This window comes from Brachybacterium hainanense, from assembly GCF_042434575.1.
Lineage (GTDB): Bacteria > Actinomycetota > Actinomycetes > Actinomycetales > Dermabacteraceae > Brachybacterium > Brachybacterium hainanense.
In genome coordinates, this window is sequence record NZ_JBHLSV010000002.1 from 214,752 (window position 1) to 228,612 (window position 13,861).

The window sequence follows — 13,861 nt, forward strand, 5'->3', positions numbered from 1 at the left end:
CGCGTCGCCTCAGGAACCGATCTTCTTGATCTGGAAGATCCACTCGTTGCCCGCGGCGCGGAAGGCCGGCGGCGCGTAGTCGTTGTCCTCGGTCGGGAAGTTGTACCAGTTCGACGCGTTGAACTCGAAGAACTCGTCCGGACGGTACATGAGCGGGAAGGCCGGGACCTCGGCGCGGTAGAGATCGTCCAGCGCGGTGAGCGCCTCCTTCTTCGCGGCGTCGTCCGGCGCCGCGGCGGCGGCGTCGAGCATGTCGTTGACCTTGTCGTTCTTCCAGCGACCGTAGTTGCGGAAGGCGGCCTGCCCCACCGGGGGCACGTCGACGTTGGTCATGACGTCGGAGAAGCGCTGCCAGGGGGTCGCGGGGTTGGTGCCCGAGACAGACCAGAGGGCCATCTCGAAGTCGCCGTTCTGGATGGAGGTCGTCACCTGGGCCTGCTGCGGGAAGTTCGTGGAGGCGTCCACGCCGATCGCCTGGAAGTTCTTGGCCACGATCTCGAGAGCCGCGTTCCAGTCGGTCCAGCCCTGCGGGCAGATGAGCTTCCAGGGCCCCAGCTTCTTGCCGTCCTTGGCGTAGAACCCGTCCGATCCCTTCGCGTAGCCGGCCTCCTGGAGGAGCTCCTCCGCCTTGGCGGCGTCGAACGACCAGCCGTCGGCCTCGGCCTTGGCCTTGTCGAACCATGCGTCCTCGGCACCGCCGGGGATGATCAGCGAGGCCATGACCTGGGAGGAGTAGCCGGACATGGCGGTCTCGGCGATCGAGGCGTAGTCGACGGCCCAGGCGAGGGCCTTGCGCACCTTGGCATCGTCCAGGCCCGGCAGGGTCGTGTTCATCATGAACATCGGCATGGACCCGGGGATGAAGTAGGGGGCGTCCTGCAGATAGGTGCCGACCGGCTTGCCGGACTCCCACATCTTCGAGATCTGCGGGATGAACTGCTGCATGACGTCCAGCTCGCCGTTCTGGAACTTGATGTTGCCGTCCTCGTTCGACTTGAAGATCGGGTGGATGATCTTCGTCATCGGCGGGAGGTTCCCGTAGAACGACTTGCCCCAGTACTCCTCGTAGCGGGCGAGGATGATCTGGGTCTGGTCGAACTTCTCGAGGGTGAAGGGGCCGGTGCCGATCGCCTCGGTCGTCTCCCAGGTGGCGAGCTTGTTCCCGGTCTCCTCCGCGGCCTTGGAGTAGATCGCCTTGTTGACGATGAACTGCTGCGAGAGCTGCATGAGCACGGCGCCCACGTTCTTGCGCTCCTGGTTGATCGCGATGGAGATCTTGTTGCCGTCGGCGGTCATCTCGTCGACGTCCTGCCAGATGGAGGCGATCGCGAGGCTCGGGTCGATCTTGCCCAGCTCGAAGGTGTAGAGGATGTCGTCGACCGTGAACTCGGAGCCGTCGTGCCAGCTGACGCCCTCCTGGAGGGTGAGGGTGATCGACTCGGTGCCGTTGACCTCGTGCGTCGTCAGACCCGGGAGGATCTCGCCGGTGATGATGTTGAAGCGCACGGCGGTCTCGAACACGTACTGCGCGACGTTGGACGCGGCGGGCCAGGCCGGAGCGGCGGCGAAGGTGTTGTAGTTGGTGGGCGGGCTCCACTGGAAGCCGGCGATGAACAGCTGGTCCGCTGCGTCGCCCTTCCGTCCTGCGCCGGCCTTGCCGTTGTTGCCGATGCCGACCATGTCTCCGGTGGCGGTGCCGCCGCTGCCGCCGTCCTTGCCGCCGCAGGCCGCGAGGGCCGCGGCACCGCCGACGGCTCCGGTCGCAGCCATGAAGGCGCGGCGCGAGGATCCGCGCGGAGCCTCCGGACGATCGTCGCGATGACGCGAAACGAGCTCAGTCATGTCTGGACTGCCTCTCTGTGTGCGCTCCCCCGTTGGAGCATCGGATCTGCACTGATCCGTACTCGGATTGAAGCATCCGACCCGGGATCCCACCACCACCGGCGAATCACGAAGTGGTCACGATATGAACCGGTTCACCTTCCAGCGGTCACTTCTTGGGGCCGCTGCGCGGTGCTCTCGCGGACCAGGACCGTGCTCGGACCAGCGGCGGCATCGACCGCCGGTCCTTCCACGCTCTGGGCGAGCAGGTCCACGAGCCGGCTCCCGTCCGCGGCGATGTCCCGGCCGAGCGCCGTCACGGGCGGGGACGTGAGCGTGCACAGCAGCGAGTCCTCCATCGCGGCGACCGCCAGATCGCGCGGCACCCGCACCCCCACGTGCGGCAGCTCGACCATGAGCCGGACCGCGAGCAGATCGTTGTCGCAGACGACGGCCGTGGGCCGGCGCTCCGGCTCCCGGACGCCCTCCTCGGCGAACTCCGCGGCGAGGGCGCGCGCGGCCCGCACCGAGTAGTCGGTGACCCGCACCTGTGCGCGTCCGCCCGCCTCGGCGAGCATCCTGCGGAAGGCCGCGGTCCGGTTCCGCACGTGCAGGAACTCCTCCGGCCCGCTCAGGTACCGGATGCTCCGATGCCCCTGCGCCAGCAGATGCTCCAGGAGCAGCCGCATGCGGCCGCAGTCATCGGTCACCAGCGTCGAGATCCCCCGCCCGAGCGGCTCGGGCGCGATCGCCGCCGTCGGCAGGTCGAGCCGGGCCAGCGCCGGGATGCGCGGGTCCTCGAGACGCAGGTCGATGAGCATCACCCCGTCGACGCGGTGCTCCCCCGCCCACTGCTCGACGACCTGCGTCTCGTGCGCGGGATCGTCCACGAGCTGCAGCAGGAGCGCCCGGTCGTGATCGGCCAGGCGCCGCTCGATCCCCGCGAAGAGGGACATGAAGAAGCTCTCCGCGCCGACGGTCTCCGCGCTGCGGGCCAGCGCCATGCCGAAGGCGCCGGTCCGCGAGCGGGACAGGGCCCGGGCCGCATAGTGCGGCCTCCAGGCGAGGCGTCCGGCGACCTCCCGCACCCGCATCCGGGTGTCCTCGCTGACGCCGGGCTTGTCGTTCAGGGCGAGCGAGACGGCCGTCTTGGAGACACCCGCCTCGCGGGCGATGTCGGTGATCGTGACGCGTGGTGGCATGCCGACTCCCCTCAGATCCCGGGACGAGGGAGGACCGCCCGGGGGACGATGCGCGTCATCGCGCATCAGCGCACCGGCGCACGTCCGTGTGCACCGCGCTGCGCTCACTGTAGACGGCCGCCGACCGCCGCGCTCGGACTCCGAGCGCATCGATCTTCGCGGATGGATGTTCGCCCGCCCTTGACAGATCCGCTCGCCGCTCTCGAGTCTTGGTCTGTCCACCCGGACGGAACGTCACCCTGGACATCGACACAGGAGCCGGCATGTCCACCCAGGTCTTCGTCAATCTCCCCACCACCGACCTCGAGCGCAGCAAGGCGTTCTACACAGCCCTCGGCTGCCAGATCAACCCCCTGTTCACGGACGAGAACGCCGCATGCGTCGTATGGAGCGAGGACATCTTCTTCATGGTCCTCACCCGCGAGTACCTCGCGACGTTCACCGACAAGCCGATCATCGACCCCAGGCAGTCCCTCCAGACCTCCGTCTCCTTCAGCCGCGACTCGCGCGAGGCCGTCGACGAGATCCTCGCCCGCGGGCTCGCCGCCGGCGGCACGGAGCCGCGCCCGCCCCAGGACCTGGGATTCATGTACTCGCGGGACCTCGACGATCCCGACGGCAATGCGCTCGGATTCCTCTTCATGCCTCCGCAGGCCGCGCAGGAGGGGCCGGACGCCTTCCTCGCCGACCAGAACCCGCAGGGGGATCCCGCCTGATCGGGCGTGCGACGGCCGGAGGAGCACCGAGGAACGAGGCGCCCCGCAGGACGACGCACGGTCGATCAGGCAGACGGCACAGACTGATCGGGCGTGCGACGGCCGGAGGAGCACCGAGGAACGAGGCGCCCCGCAGGACGACGCGGGAGGACCCTGCCGGGCCCGATAGGCTCGGTCCATGACCCGCGAGAACACCGCACCGGCGCCCCAGCCCGCCCGCCGCCCCACCGAGCGGACCTTCCACGGCGACACCGTCACCGACCCCTACGAGTGGCTGCGCGACAAGGAGGACCTGCAGGTCATCGCGCACCTGGAGGCGGAGAACGCCTACGCCGACGCGCGCACCGCGCATCTTGCGCCGCTGCGTGAGAAGCTCGTCGCCGAGTTCGTGGGGCACACGCAGGAGACGGACCTGTCCGTGCCCGTGCGACGCGGCGACTGGTGGTACATCACCCGCACCACCGAGGGCCTGGACTACCCGTGCTTCACCCGCCTGCCCGATGCTGCCGACGTCCCCCGCGGCCCCGGCGGCGTGCCGCAGATCGAGCCGGGGACGCTGCTCCCCGGGGAGCAGGTCATCCTCGACGCGCAGGCCCAGGCACAGGGGCACGAGTTCTTCTCCCTCGGCGCTCTGCGTCCCTCCCCGCGCCATGACCTCCTCGCCTACGCCGTCGACGTGGCCGGGGACGAACGGTTCTCGCTCGTGGTCACGGACCTCGGCAGCGGCGAGGTGATCGACGAGGCCGTCACCGGGATCGGCTACGGGCTCGCCTTCTCGGCCGATCAGGAGTGGTTGTTCTACGCCCGCGTCGACGACGCGTGGCGCCAGCACCAGATCTGGCGGCACCGCATCGGCTCCCCCGCCGCCCAGGACCAGCTGGTCCTCGAGGAGACCGACGAGCGCTTCAGCATCGGCTTCGAGTCCTCCCGGGACCAGTCCACGCTGGTCATCCAGTCCGGCTCGACCACGACGAGCGAGGGCTGGCTGCTGGACCTCGCCGATCCGACCTCCGCCCCCGTCCCCGCGGGCGGGCGCCGCCCCGGCGTCGAGTACACGCTCGAGCACGCCGGCGACCATCTGCTGGTCGTCCACAACGACGGCCATGAGGGATTCGCGCTCGCGACCGCCTCCCTCGAGGACCCCGCCTCGTGGACGACGATCCTCGCCGCAGGCGAGGGGGAGCGCTTCGAGAGCGTCGACGCCTTCGCCCGCGCGGCCGTGCTCGAGCTGCGCTCCGGAGGCCTCGCGACCGTGCGGGTCATCCCCCGCGGCGCCGGCGGCTGGGACGTCGACGGGGCCTGGGACATCTCCCACGGCGGCGAGCTCGACTCCGTATGGATGCTCGAGAACCCCGGCTGGGACCAGGATGCGATCCGCTACCAGCTGACGAGCCTCCTGACCCCGCCCACGGTCGCCCAGGCGGACCTCGGCAGCGGTGAGCGGACCGTGCTGCGGGTGACCCCGGTCCCCGGCTACGACCCCTCGCTGTACGTCGAGCGCCGCGCGTGGGCCACCGCCGAGGACGGCACCCGGATCCCGCTGTCCATGGCGATGCGGCGCGAGGTCGCCTCCGACGGCACGAACCCCGGCTACCTCTACGGCTACGGCTCCTACGAGGTCTCGATCGACCCGTCCTTCGTCGCGACCCGCCTGTCGCTGCTGGACCGCGGGGTGGTCCTCGCGATCGCGCACATCCGCGGCGGCGGCGAGATGGGCCGGCCCTGGTACGAGCACGGGAAGCTGCTCGAGAAGAAGAACACCTTCACCGACTTCGTCGCCGCGGGACGGCACCTCATCGCCGAGGGCTGGGTCTCGCCGGAGCGGCTGTCCGCGGAGGGCCGCAGCGCAGGCGGCCTGCTCATGGGGGCGGTCGCGAACCTGGCCCCGGAGACGTTCCGCGCGATCATCGCGGGGGTCCCCTTCGTCGACGCGCTCACCACGATCCTCGACCCGAGCCTGCCGCTGACCGTCGGCGAATGGGAGGAGTGGGGCGATCCGCTGCACGATCCCGAGGTGTACGCGTACATGAAGACGTACACGCCGTACGAGAACGTGCGGGCTATCCCGTACCCGGCGGTCTTCGCCTCCACCTCGCTCAACGACACGCGCGTGTTCTTCGTCGAGCCCGCGAAGTGGGTGGCCCGCCTGCGCGAGACCGTCACCTCCGACCAGGAGGAGCGGCCGATCGTGTTCCGCTGCGAGATGGTCGCCGGACACGGCGGGCGCTCGGGCCGCTACGCCAAGTGGGAGCAGCGAGCCGATGAGCTCGCCTGGCTGCTCGACCAGATCGGCGCCGTGGAGCTCCTCTGACCCAGGTCCCGGGCTGCGACGGAGCCTTGGCGAGATGACCACCGTTCGGTACCGTGGCGGCGTGGATGCCCGCGACCGGCCGACCCTGGACGAGATCGAGGAGCGCTTCGCGGAGCTCGTCGCAGGTCGGCTCTCCAGGCACGAGGCCGACCGCTGGGCGGCGAGGTGGGTCATGGACGACGGGATCGTCTGGGACGACCTCTCCTGGTGGGCGCTGTCCCTCCTCCACGGGATCGACCTCCCCGCCGGCCCGAACGGCGGTTACCTGCATGACGACGACCAGGTGCGGGCATGGCTCGCGGAGCTGAGGACGCGCGCGTCGAGATGAAGCGGCCGCGCCCCCGGCCCCACGCCCCGATCGCCGCCACGATGAAGCGCTGACCGCCGTGGAGACACAGCAACCCGGTTCTGCTCCCCCTGCGGTCAGCCATAGCGGACGTGCAGCATTCTGACACGACGACGGTCATTCGAAGCGGGACGAGGGCCCGGCCCCAGCCTGCCCCGATGTGCCACGGCGGGCTCGCATCGCGTCGATCCGGATCCCCCTGCGGACCACCGCGGTCCCCTGCCCGCGAAGACGACGGGGTCGTACCGCAGGGACGACGGGGCGCGACGCAGGGACGACCTCAGCCCAGGAAGACGAGCAGAGCCGAGACGAGGGCGATCAGGCCCAGGGTGACGTTCACGCGTCCCGCCCAGCGGCAGGGCACGGCCATCGCCGCGATCCAGCCGAGGGCGGTCAGGCCCGCGCTGCCGATATAGATGACCGCCAGAGGCACATGCAGCGTCGTGGACCACCAGCCACCCACCCCGGACGTCCACAGCGCGCCCGCCATCACGAGGAGGGATGCGACCGGCATCGCCCAGGCGATCGCCCTGACCGCAGGACGATGCCGCGCGGGAGCCTCGATCGGAGCCCCGTCCCGCACGACCTGTCCGCTCGAGCCGCGTGGCGCTGCCATGGGTCCACGCTACCGGCGGCCCGCGCAGCCGTCCTCCCCCATGCGGAGGAGATGCTCCCGGACCGGCGCGCGGCTCTAGCGTCCGGTCGCCTCGTACCGGCGGGCACGGCCCTGGATGCCGGCGAAGCGGAAGGGCGCACGGGTGACGCGGGGCGTCTCCGCGTCCTCCTCGCTGGACAGGACGCGCCGGTGCAGGGCCATGTACTCCTCGACCCCGACCGGGACGCGGTCCTCGATCACGGCGCGATCCGCCTCCGGGCGGCGCACCGCGAGATAGTCCTCCCCCACGATGCCGGTGAAGAACTCGCCGACGCTGCCGGAGCCGTAGCTGAACAGGCCCACCCGCTTCCCGGCGAGGTCGTCCTCCGCGTCCAGGAGCGAGGCCAGGGCCACGTACAGCGAGGCCGTGTAGGAGTTACCGAGCTCGCGGTTGTAGGCGAGCCCGCTCTCCATCTGCGCGCCGGACAGGCGCACGCCGGTGTGCCGTGCCAGGGTCATGTGCGCCTTGCGGGCCATCTTCGTGAACGGCTGATGGTGCACGAAGCGGTCGATCTGCTCGATCGGCGCGCCGCCGCGGGCGGCGAAGTCGTCCCATGCGGCGGTGAGCGAGTTCTGGTAGGCGCCCATGGACAGGGCGCCGTCGACGACCGCGGTGGTCGAGTCGTTGGGGCGCCAGAAGTCGTCGACGTCGATGGTCGCCAGTCCCGAGACCGGCTCGATCGCGAGCAGCGCCGGTTCCGCGGTCACGAGCATGGCCACGGCGGCGGCGCCCTGGGTGGGCTCCCCCGGCGTCCCCAGCGCGTAGCGGGCCACGTCCGTGCTGATCACGAGCACCCTCGCGGAGGGCTCCCGGGCGACGATGCCGAGGGCCATCTGCAGGGCGGCGGTGCCGCCGTAGCAGGCCTGCTTGAGCTCGACCGAACGCACCGAGCTGGGCAGGCCCAGCATCCCGTGGACGAAGGTCGCCACGGCCTTGGACTGGTCCACGCCCGTCTCCGTCGCCACCAGCAGGGCCCGCAGGTCCTCCGTGCCGTGGCGCTCCAGCAGCCGGGAGGCCGCGGTCGCCGCCATCGTCACGACGTCCTCGTCCGGGGCGGGCACGCTCATGCGCGACTGGCCGATGCCGACCAGGTACTTGTTCGGGTCGACCCCGCGGGCCGCGGCGAGATCGGCCATGTCCAGCACGTGATGGGTGGTGGCGAGCTCGAGGTCGTGGATGCCGGCGGTGCTCATGCCCGCTCCTCCCCCGTGGTCCCGGCGGGTCGCTGGGTGGCGGACCCGCGGCCGCGCTCCATCGACCGGTGGGCGCGCATCAGCTCCCCCTGGTTGGTCTGCGCCGCCAGCAGCGACAGCTCGCCGCACAGCACGGTCGCGGCGATGATCGCGGCGAGACGGTTCGCGTTCGCCCCCGGCTCCCGCTCCTCGCGGCAGCCCATGGCCTCGAGGGCCTCGTCCACGTGCGAGAGATGCTTGCCGTTGCCGACGGTGCCGACGATCAGGTGCGGAAGGCTGCACGAGAAGTACAGGCCCTCCTCTCGCTCCTCCGCATAGGTGATGCCCTGCGAGCCCTCGACGATGTTCGCGGCATCCTGTCCGGTGGCGAGGTAGATCGCCAGCAGCATGTTGGCGTAGTGCGCGTTCGCCGAGCGCAGCGAGCCCGCGATCGTGCCGCCCACCAGGTTCTTGCGCACCACCAGATCCACCATGCGCCCCGCATCGGTGCGCAGGGTCCCCTCGAGGACCTCGTGCGGGATGAGGATGTCGGCGACCACGCGGCGGCCGCGCCCCAGGTCGCCGTTGACGGCGCTGGGCTTCTTGTCGGTGCAGTAGTTGCCGCTGATCGAGCCGTACTCGAGGTCGAGGCCCCAGGAGAGGATCTCCGCCTGCAGCGCCTCCGCGGCGTTCGTGACCATGTTGTGGCCGGAGGCGTCGCCCGTGAACAGCGCGAAGCGCACGAACAGCAGATTGCCGACGATCTCGGTGTGCAGGTCGATCAGCCGGGCGAAGCGGCTCGTGGAGGCGACGACCTCCGCCAGCTCCGGCTCCCGGGCATGGAGGGCCTGCTCGGCGAGGTGCGCGGCCGCCGCATCGGGGGCGACAAACAGGCTCGACCGGGCCATGCGGGCGTCGATCAGGGTCGCGCGGATGCCGCCCTCGATCATGCGGGAGACGCGGGCGCCGCGTCCCACCGAGGGCCACAGCGGCGACTCGTAGGTCGCCAGCGGCACCTCGACGGAGTCGTCGATCGCATTGCCGCTGATGCGCAGCGGCCCCACCCAGCGGGAGGGGATCCGGACGTCGAGCGGGCTGCTGGTGCTCATGCTTCCTCCGTGTCGGTCCCGTCGGGGCGGGACGAGGGGACGGCCCCGGAGCCCAGGGGGCGGGAGTCGGTCCGATGGGTCAGGGCGGTCAGGTCGATGCCGCGCAGCTGGGCGCCCTCGCGGGCGGCGCCGCGGACGAGGACGTCGGTGCTGAGCGCCTCCTGCGCGCTGCGCGCTCCGACCAGGGCGAGCAGCTCGGCGATGCGGGCCAGCCATGCCGTGATCTCGTCGACGGCTCCTTCGGCGCCGCCCTCGAGGGCGACCGTGAGGAACGGTCCGGCGACCCCGGCGGCGCGGGCGCCGAGCGCGTAGGAGCGCACCGCGTCCAACGGGGTGCGCACCCCGCCGGAGGCGAGCAGGTCGGGTCCCTCGGCCGGTGCCTCGAGCAGGCATGCGACCGCCGACTGGCCGAAGGTGCCGAGGTAGGAGACGTCATCGCTGCGACGGGCCGCCTCGATGCGGGCGAAGTTCGTGCCGCCCCGGCCGGAGACGTCCGCGACCTGCACGCCCGCCTCCGCCAGCCGGCGCAGGGTGCGGCCGGACAGCCCGAAGCCGACCTCCTTGACGATGACGGGCACGCCCGCCCCCGCGACGACCTCCTCGAGGCCGCGCATCCACCCGGAGAAGGAGCGCTCCCCCTCCGGCATGATCGTCTCCTGCACCGCGTTCAGGTGCAGCTGGAGGGCGTCGGCCTGCAGCAGGTCCACGGCGCGACGGGCGTCCTCGGCGCTGCGTCCCGCGCCGATGTTCGCCATCACGAAGCCGTCCGGGTTCTCCTCGCGGATCACCCGGAAGCTCGCGGCGGCGGCCGGGTCGTCCAGGGCGATGCCGACGGAGCCGGAGGCCATCGGCACCCCGGTCTCGCGGGCCGCGATCGCGAGCGCGCGGTTGACGGTGTGCGCGGTGCCGGTGCCACCGGTCATCCCGTTGATGTACAGGGGCGCGGACCAGGTCCACGGGCCGACGCGCGTCTCGAGCGACACGTCGTCGATGTCGATGCCGTCGAGGGCATGGTGGACGATCTCGACGTCGTCGAAGTCGTTGCGGGCCGCTGGCCCCCGCCGCTGCTCATGGGCCAGGCGGATGTGGTCCTCCTTGCGGGAGGCGGCAAGCCCCGCGGGCGGGACCGGGGCGGCGACACGGCCGGGGGCGTTCTCAGCGGCCATCGGCCTCTCCTTCGGCGGGGTGGACGGCGAGGTCCAGCAGACGGATTCCCTGCTCGCGCCAGGCGGATTCGATCCCGGCCTCGACCAGGCCGCCGCCCTCGCGCGGGACGAGCACGATCCCGCAGTCGCCGCCGCCGGCCCCGGAGGGCTTGCCCGCGGCACCGGCCGATTCGGCGATGTCGCACAGAGCTCGCAGCTTCTGCGTCTCGATGAGGATCCCGGAGATCGCGCCGAGGCGCTGCAGCAGACGCCGGGCCCGGCGGACCAGGACGAGCACCTGCTCGGGCTGCTCCGATGCGAGGGCGGCCACGAGCGCGTCCAGGCAGTCGCGGCTCGCGGCGAGGAAGGCGGGATAGTCGGCGGGCTCGTCCGCAGGCGCGTCCTGGTCCTCGCGGGCATGCTGCACGCCGTCGCTGCGGGTCACGCCGTCCACGAGGCGCTCGGTGGAGGCGGGTGAGCCGGTCCAGCCGACCAGGAGCGAGAGCGCCTTCGGCTCGCGCAGATGCGCGATCGAGAACTGCTCCCACGGGCCGCGGGCGAGGGTCGCCTCGACGCCGTGGGCCCGCAGATGCGCCCGCAGGGCGGCGCGGTCAGGCGCGGTGTAGCGGATCCAGCCGCCGAAGGTGGAGGCGGCGAGGTCCCCGCCGGAGGCGCGCGGGGACACCTGCACGGTCGCGAGCAGCGCGAGCTGGAAGCGCTCGGTGCGCGTGAGCCCCAGGCCGTAGAACTCGTCGATCGCGGCGATGGTCGCGACGACCACCGCCGCGGAGGAGCCCAGACCGAACTTGCGGCCGCTGGTGTCGTCCAGCTCCGTGGAGATGTGCAGGTCGTAGTAGCGCGGGGCGAGGCCGCGGGTGCGCCGCAGCTCCTCGAGGGTGGCCAGCGCGCTGATCACGTAGTCGTAGGGCGTGTGCTCGAGGACGATCCCGGCGTCCTCGGCGTCGCGCGTCCACACCACCGGCAGCTTGCCGTAGGCGCTCGAGTGGACCCGCCCGGCCTCGGCGCTGGCCGCGAGCTCCTCGAGCCGCACGGAGATGAACCGGTCGACCGCGACGAGGACGGCGGGCTGGCCGGGCTCGACCACGGCGTACTCGCCGGCGATGTAGAGCTTCCCGGGGGCGCGCTTCTCGATCATCGGGCCTCGCTCCCGGCCGTCGCGGCGGGGACCGCGTCGGCGGGGTCCTCGAGCAGGCGGGCGCCCGGGCCGGGCCGGACCACGCGCACCTCTCCGTGCGAGGTCAGCGCCTCCGCCACGGCGGCGGCATCGGCGGGACGGGTGATCGCCACGACGTTGGGCCCGGCATCGGCCGTTCCCCAGACGCCGATGCCGTCAGCGCGCAGGCTCTCGATCCCGTCGAAGACGTCGAGGCTGCGGCCGCTGAGATAGCGGACCGAGGGAGAGGTCGACTGGATCACCGCATGCATGCGCAGGGCATTGACCTCCGCGAGCTCGCCGATCCGAGTCACGTCGCCCTCGCGGCAGGCCGCGAGCATGTCCTCGAGGGTCCGCGCGGTCGACTCGCGCCAGGCCGCGGCGAAGGGGCTGGTCGCGGCGGTCAGGCGCATGGCCTCGCGGCTGCTGACCTTCTTGCGGCCGGAGTCGAGGACCACCACGACCATGGCGAGCTCTGGGGCGTCGATCCGCTCCGCGTAGGAGGACTCGTCGTCGGTGCCGGCATGCCACACGGCCATCCGGTCGATGATCGAGCGGCAGGCGGAGCCGGAGCCGCGGCGAGCCAGGCGGCTGCGCGAGGTGGTGTCCTGCGGGAGCTCGTAGACGGCCGATGCCGCGGTCGCGAGCGCCGCGAAGCCCGAGGCGGAGGAGGCCAGGCCCGCCCCGGTCGGGACCTCGTTGCGGCTGCGGACGATCGCCCGGGCCTCGGAGCCGGCGCGCTCGCGCACGAGGTCCAGGAAGCGGGTCACGCGCGCCGCGGCGTCCCCGCCCGCGACGACGCCGTTCAGCTCGAGGACATCCGGGCCGCCGTCGGTGCGCAGACGCACCGTCGTCGTGGTCGGGAACTCGTCGAGCGTCATGGAGAGGCTGCCGGTCGAGGGCAGCATGAGCTGCTCGTCCCGTTTGCCCCAGTACTTCACGAGCGCCATGTTGGGGTGCGCGCGCGCCGTCGCCTCGATGGTCATGCATCGCCTCCCAGGAGGTCGGGGGTCTTCGGAAGGGTCATGGTCCAGGTGCGCGGCGCTCCCGCCGCACGCAGCGCGGCGGCGAGGGCACCGGCGCTCCCGGGGGTGCGGGCCAGGGCGAGCACGCAGCCCCCGCCGCCGCTCCCGGTGAGCTTGGCGCCCGCGGCTCCCACGCCGAGCGCGGCCTCCACGAGGTCGTCCAGGACGGGCGAGCTGACCCCGATCTCGCGCAGCAGGTGGTGGGCGCGAGTCATGCCCGCGCCCAGGGCGGCGGCCTCGCCGGTGGCGAGGGCGTCCGCGACCGGGTCGACGAGCGCCCCGAGCTCCTCGATCACGCCGTCGATCACGGCGGGCGCCGCCTCACGGCGGGCACGGACGGTCGCGACGGCGACCGCGGTCGAGGCGGAGACGCCGGAGTCGGCGATCACGAAGGAGACGGGGGCGCCGACGGGCACGGCGCCCTGGGGGCGTCGGCGCAGGAAGCGCACGGGGGCGTCGGCGACGACGGTGCGGGCGTCCAGGCCGCTGGGGTTGCCGTGCGCGACCCGCTCCGACTCCTGGATCAGCTCATGGCGGACCTCCGGGGAGAGGGTGCGTCCGGCGGCGTCGGCGACGGCCGCGACGACGGCCGCGGCGACCGCGGCGCTCGAGCCCATGCCGCGTCCGATCGGGACCTCCGAGTCGATCCGGACATGCAGGCGGTCGGGGTCCAGGCCCACCTCGATCGCGGCGGCGTGGACGGCGGCGGCGACGGGCATGAGCTCCGCCGGGACCGTGGCGAGCGGGCCGGTGTGCAGACGGCTGGTGAGGGATCCGGGGCTGCCCGCAGGCAGCAGCTCGACCTGGGCGATCGCCTCGACGCTGGGCACGGGCAGGGCGATCGCGGCCGCGCCGTAGACGACGGCGTGCTCGCCGATCAGGATCGCCTTGCCGTGCGCGCGCCCGGTGCCGTCGACGGGGGTCGGGGACAGGACGGGCAGGTGCGCGGGGAGCGGCCTGACCAGCCCGCCGGCGACCCGCTCCGCCGGACGCACGGACGTCAGGACGCGGCCGGACCGAGCGGGCTCGCGGCCGCTGCTCGGGGTGCGGGAGGCGTCATCAGACGGGAGAGGCAGGGTGAGATCCATTCCTGAACGTCCATGGAGAAGGGACTGGGTACGACCGGCGTGTCGCCGCCTGCCACAGTATCGGGAAAGGGGCGTGACTGGCGTCGCTTCCCCCGG

At 72.2% G+C, this 13,861-nt stretch carries 12 protein-coding genes; 3 read left to right on the plus strand and 9 right to left on the minus strand.

Annotated elements, in window-relative coordinates:
• Nucleotides 1-9: 9 nt before the first annotated feature.
• Both ACFFF6_RS02470 and ACFFF6_RS02475 read right to left on the minus strand, forming a co-directional pair.
• Complete coding sequence (locus ACFFF6_RS02470) at nt 10-1,842, minus strand: ABC transporter substrate-binding protein (RefSeq protein WP_376977902.1); 1,833 nt, start codon at nt 1,840-1,842, stop codon at nt 10-12.
• Nucleotides 1,843-1,976: 134 nt separating this feature from the next.
• Complete coding sequence (locus ACFFF6_RS02475) at nt 1,977-3,023, minus strand: LacI family DNA-binding transcriptional regulator (protein WP_376977904.1); 1,047 nt, start codon at nt 3,021-3,023, stop codon at nt 1,977-1,979.
• A 263-nt stretch (nt 3,024-3,286) separates the two neighbouring features.
• On the opposite strand from ACFFF6_RS02475, the gene ACFFF6_RS02480 reads away from it, so the two are divergent.
• The 3 genes from ACFFF6_RS02480 to ACFFF6_RS02490 all read left to right on the plus strand — a co-directional run bounded on the left by ACFFF6_RS02480 (nt 3,287) and on the right by ACFFF6_RS02490 (nt 6,378).
• Entirely contained in the window at nt 3,287-3,739 is a 453-nt protein-coding gene (locus ACFFF6_RS02480) for a VOC family protein (RefSeq protein WP_376977906.1), read from the plus strand.
• A gap of 178 nt (nt 3,740-3,917) precedes the next feature.
• A complete protein-coding gene (locus ACFFF6_RS02485; RefSeq protein WP_376977908.1) occupies nt 3,918-6,050 on the plus strand; it encodes a S9 family peptidase in 2,133 nt (710 codons plus the stop codon).
• 34 nt (nt 6,051-6,084) lie between these two features.
• Nucleotides 6,085-6,378 carry a YxzC family protein gene (locus ACFFF6_RS02490; protein ID WP_376977910.1) on the plus strand — a complete coding sequence of 98 codons (294 nt, stop codon included), beginning with the start codon at nt 6,085-6,087 and terminating at the stop codon, nt 6,376-6,378.
• 298 nt (nt 6,379-6,676) lie between these two features.
• Here ACFFF6_RS02490 and ACFFF6_RS02495 read toward each other — a convergent pair whose 3' ends face one another.
• The 7 genes from ACFFF6_RS02495 to mvk form a co-directional block, all read right to left on the minus strand.
• The gene (locus tag ACFFF6_RS02495) at nt 6,677-7,012 is read right to left on the minus strand and encodes a hypothetical protein (RefSeq protein ID WP_376977912.1); all 336 of its coding nucleotides are present in this window, start codon (nt 7,010-7,012) and stop codon (nt 6,677-6,679) included.
• A gap of 75 nt (nt 7,013-7,087) precedes the next feature.
• Complete coding sequence (locus tag ACFFF6_RS02500) at nt 7,088-8,245, minus strand: hydroxymethylglutaryl-CoA synthase (protein ID WP_376977914.1); 1,158 nt, start codon at nt 8,243-8,245, stop codon at nt 7,088-7,090.
• Nucleotides 8,242-9,333 carry a hydroxymethylglutaryl-coenzyme A reductase family protein gene (locus tag ACFFF6_RS02505; protein ID WP_376977915.1) on the minus strand — a complete coding sequence of 364 codons (1,092 nt, stop codon included), beginning with the start codon at nt 9,331-9,333 and terminating at the stop codon, nt 8,242-8,244. The genes ACFFF6_RS02500 and ACFFF6_RS02505 overlap by 4 nt, the downstream gene beginning before the upstream one ends.
• Complete coding sequence (gene fni, locus ACFFF6_RS02510) at nt 9,330-10,499, minus strand: type 2 isopentenyl-diphosphate Delta-isomerase (protein ID WP_376977917.1); 1,170 nt, start codon at nt 10,497-10,499, stop codon at nt 9,330-9,332. Before fni ends, ACFFF6_RS02505 begins: the two co-directional genes overlap by 4 nt.
• The gene (locus ACFFF6_RS02515; RefSeq protein WP_376977919.1) at nt 10,489-11,634 is read right to left on the minus strand and encodes a phosphomevalonate kinase; all 1,146 of its coding nucleotides are present in this window, start codon (nt 11,632-11,634) and stop codon (nt 10,489-10,491) included. The genes fni and ACFFF6_RS02515 overlap by 11 nt, the downstream gene beginning before the upstream one ends.
• The gene (gene mvaD / locus ACFFF6_RS02520; RefSeq protein ID WP_376977921.1) at nt 11,631-12,638 is read right to left on the minus strand and encodes a diphosphomevalonate decarboxylase; all 1,008 of its coding nucleotides are present in this window, start codon (nt 12,636-12,638) and stop codon (nt 11,631-11,633) included. Before mvaD ends, ACFFF6_RS02515 begins: the two co-directional genes overlap by 4 nt.
• Nucleotides 12,635-13,765, minus strand: a complete 1,131-nt coding sequence (mvk, locus tag ACFFF6_RS02525; RefSeq protein WP_376977923.1) for a mevalonate kinase — start codon at nt 13,763-13,765, stop codon at nt 12,635-12,637. The genes mvaD and mvk overlap by 4 nt, the downstream gene beginning before the upstream one ends.
• Between the last annotated feature and the right edge of the window lie 96 nt (nt 13,766-13,861).

What these genes read in the sequence shown, in the direction of transcription:
- ACFFF6_RS02470 (WP_376977902.1), bottom strand. Translation starts at nt 1,842, where the DNA reads ATGACTGAGCTCGTTTCGCGTCATCGCGACGATCGTCCGGAGGCTCCG.
- ACFFF6_RS02475 (WP_376977904.1), bottom strand. Translation starts at nt 3,023, where the DNA reads ATGCCACCACGCGTCACGATCACCGACATCGCCCGCGAGGCGGGTGTC.
- ACFFF6_RS02480 (WP_376977906.1), top strand. Translation starts at nt 3,287, where the DNA reads ATGTCCACCCAGGTCTTCGTCAATCTCCCCACCACCGACCTCGAGCGC.
- ACFFF6_RS02485 (WP_376977908.1), top strand. Translation starts at nt 3,918, where the DNA reads ATGACCCGCGAGAACACCGCACCGGCGCCCCAGCCCGCCCGCCGCCCC.
- ACFFF6_RS02490 (WP_376977910.1), top strand. Translation starts at nt 6,085, where the DNA reads ATGACCACCGTTCGGTACCGTGGCGGCGTGGATGCCCGCGACCGGCCG.
- ACFFF6_RS02495 (WP_376977912.1), bottom strand. Translation starts at nt 7,012, where the DNA reads ATGGCAGCGCCACGCGGCTCGAGCGGACAGGTCGTGCGGGACGGGGCT.
- ACFFF6_RS02500 (WP_376977914.1), bottom strand. Translation starts at nt 8,245, where the DNA reads ATGAGCACCGCCGGCATCCACGACCTCGAGCTCGCCACCACCCATCAC.
- ACFFF6_RS02505 (WP_376977915.1), bottom strand. Translation starts at nt 9,333, where the DNA reads ATGAGCACCAGCAGCCCGCTCGACGTCCGGATCCCCTCCCGCTGGGTG.
- fni (WP_376977917.1), bottom strand. Translation starts at nt 10,499, where the DNA reads ATGGCCGCTGAGAACGCCCCCGGCCGTGTCGCCGCCCCGGTCCCGCCC.
- ACFFF6_RS02515 (WP_376977919.1), bottom strand. Translation starts at nt 11,634, where the DNA reads ATGATCGAGAAGCGCGCCCCCGGGAAGCTCTACATCGCCGGCGAGTAC.
- mvaD (WP_376977921.1), bottom strand. Translation starts at nt 12,638, where the DNA reads ATGACCATCGAGGCGACGGCGCGCGCGCACCCCAACATGGCGCTCGTG.
- mvk (WP_376977923.1), bottom strand. Translation starts at nt 13,765, where the DNA reads ATGGATCTCACCCTGCCTCTCCCGTCTGATGACGCCTCCCGCACCCCG.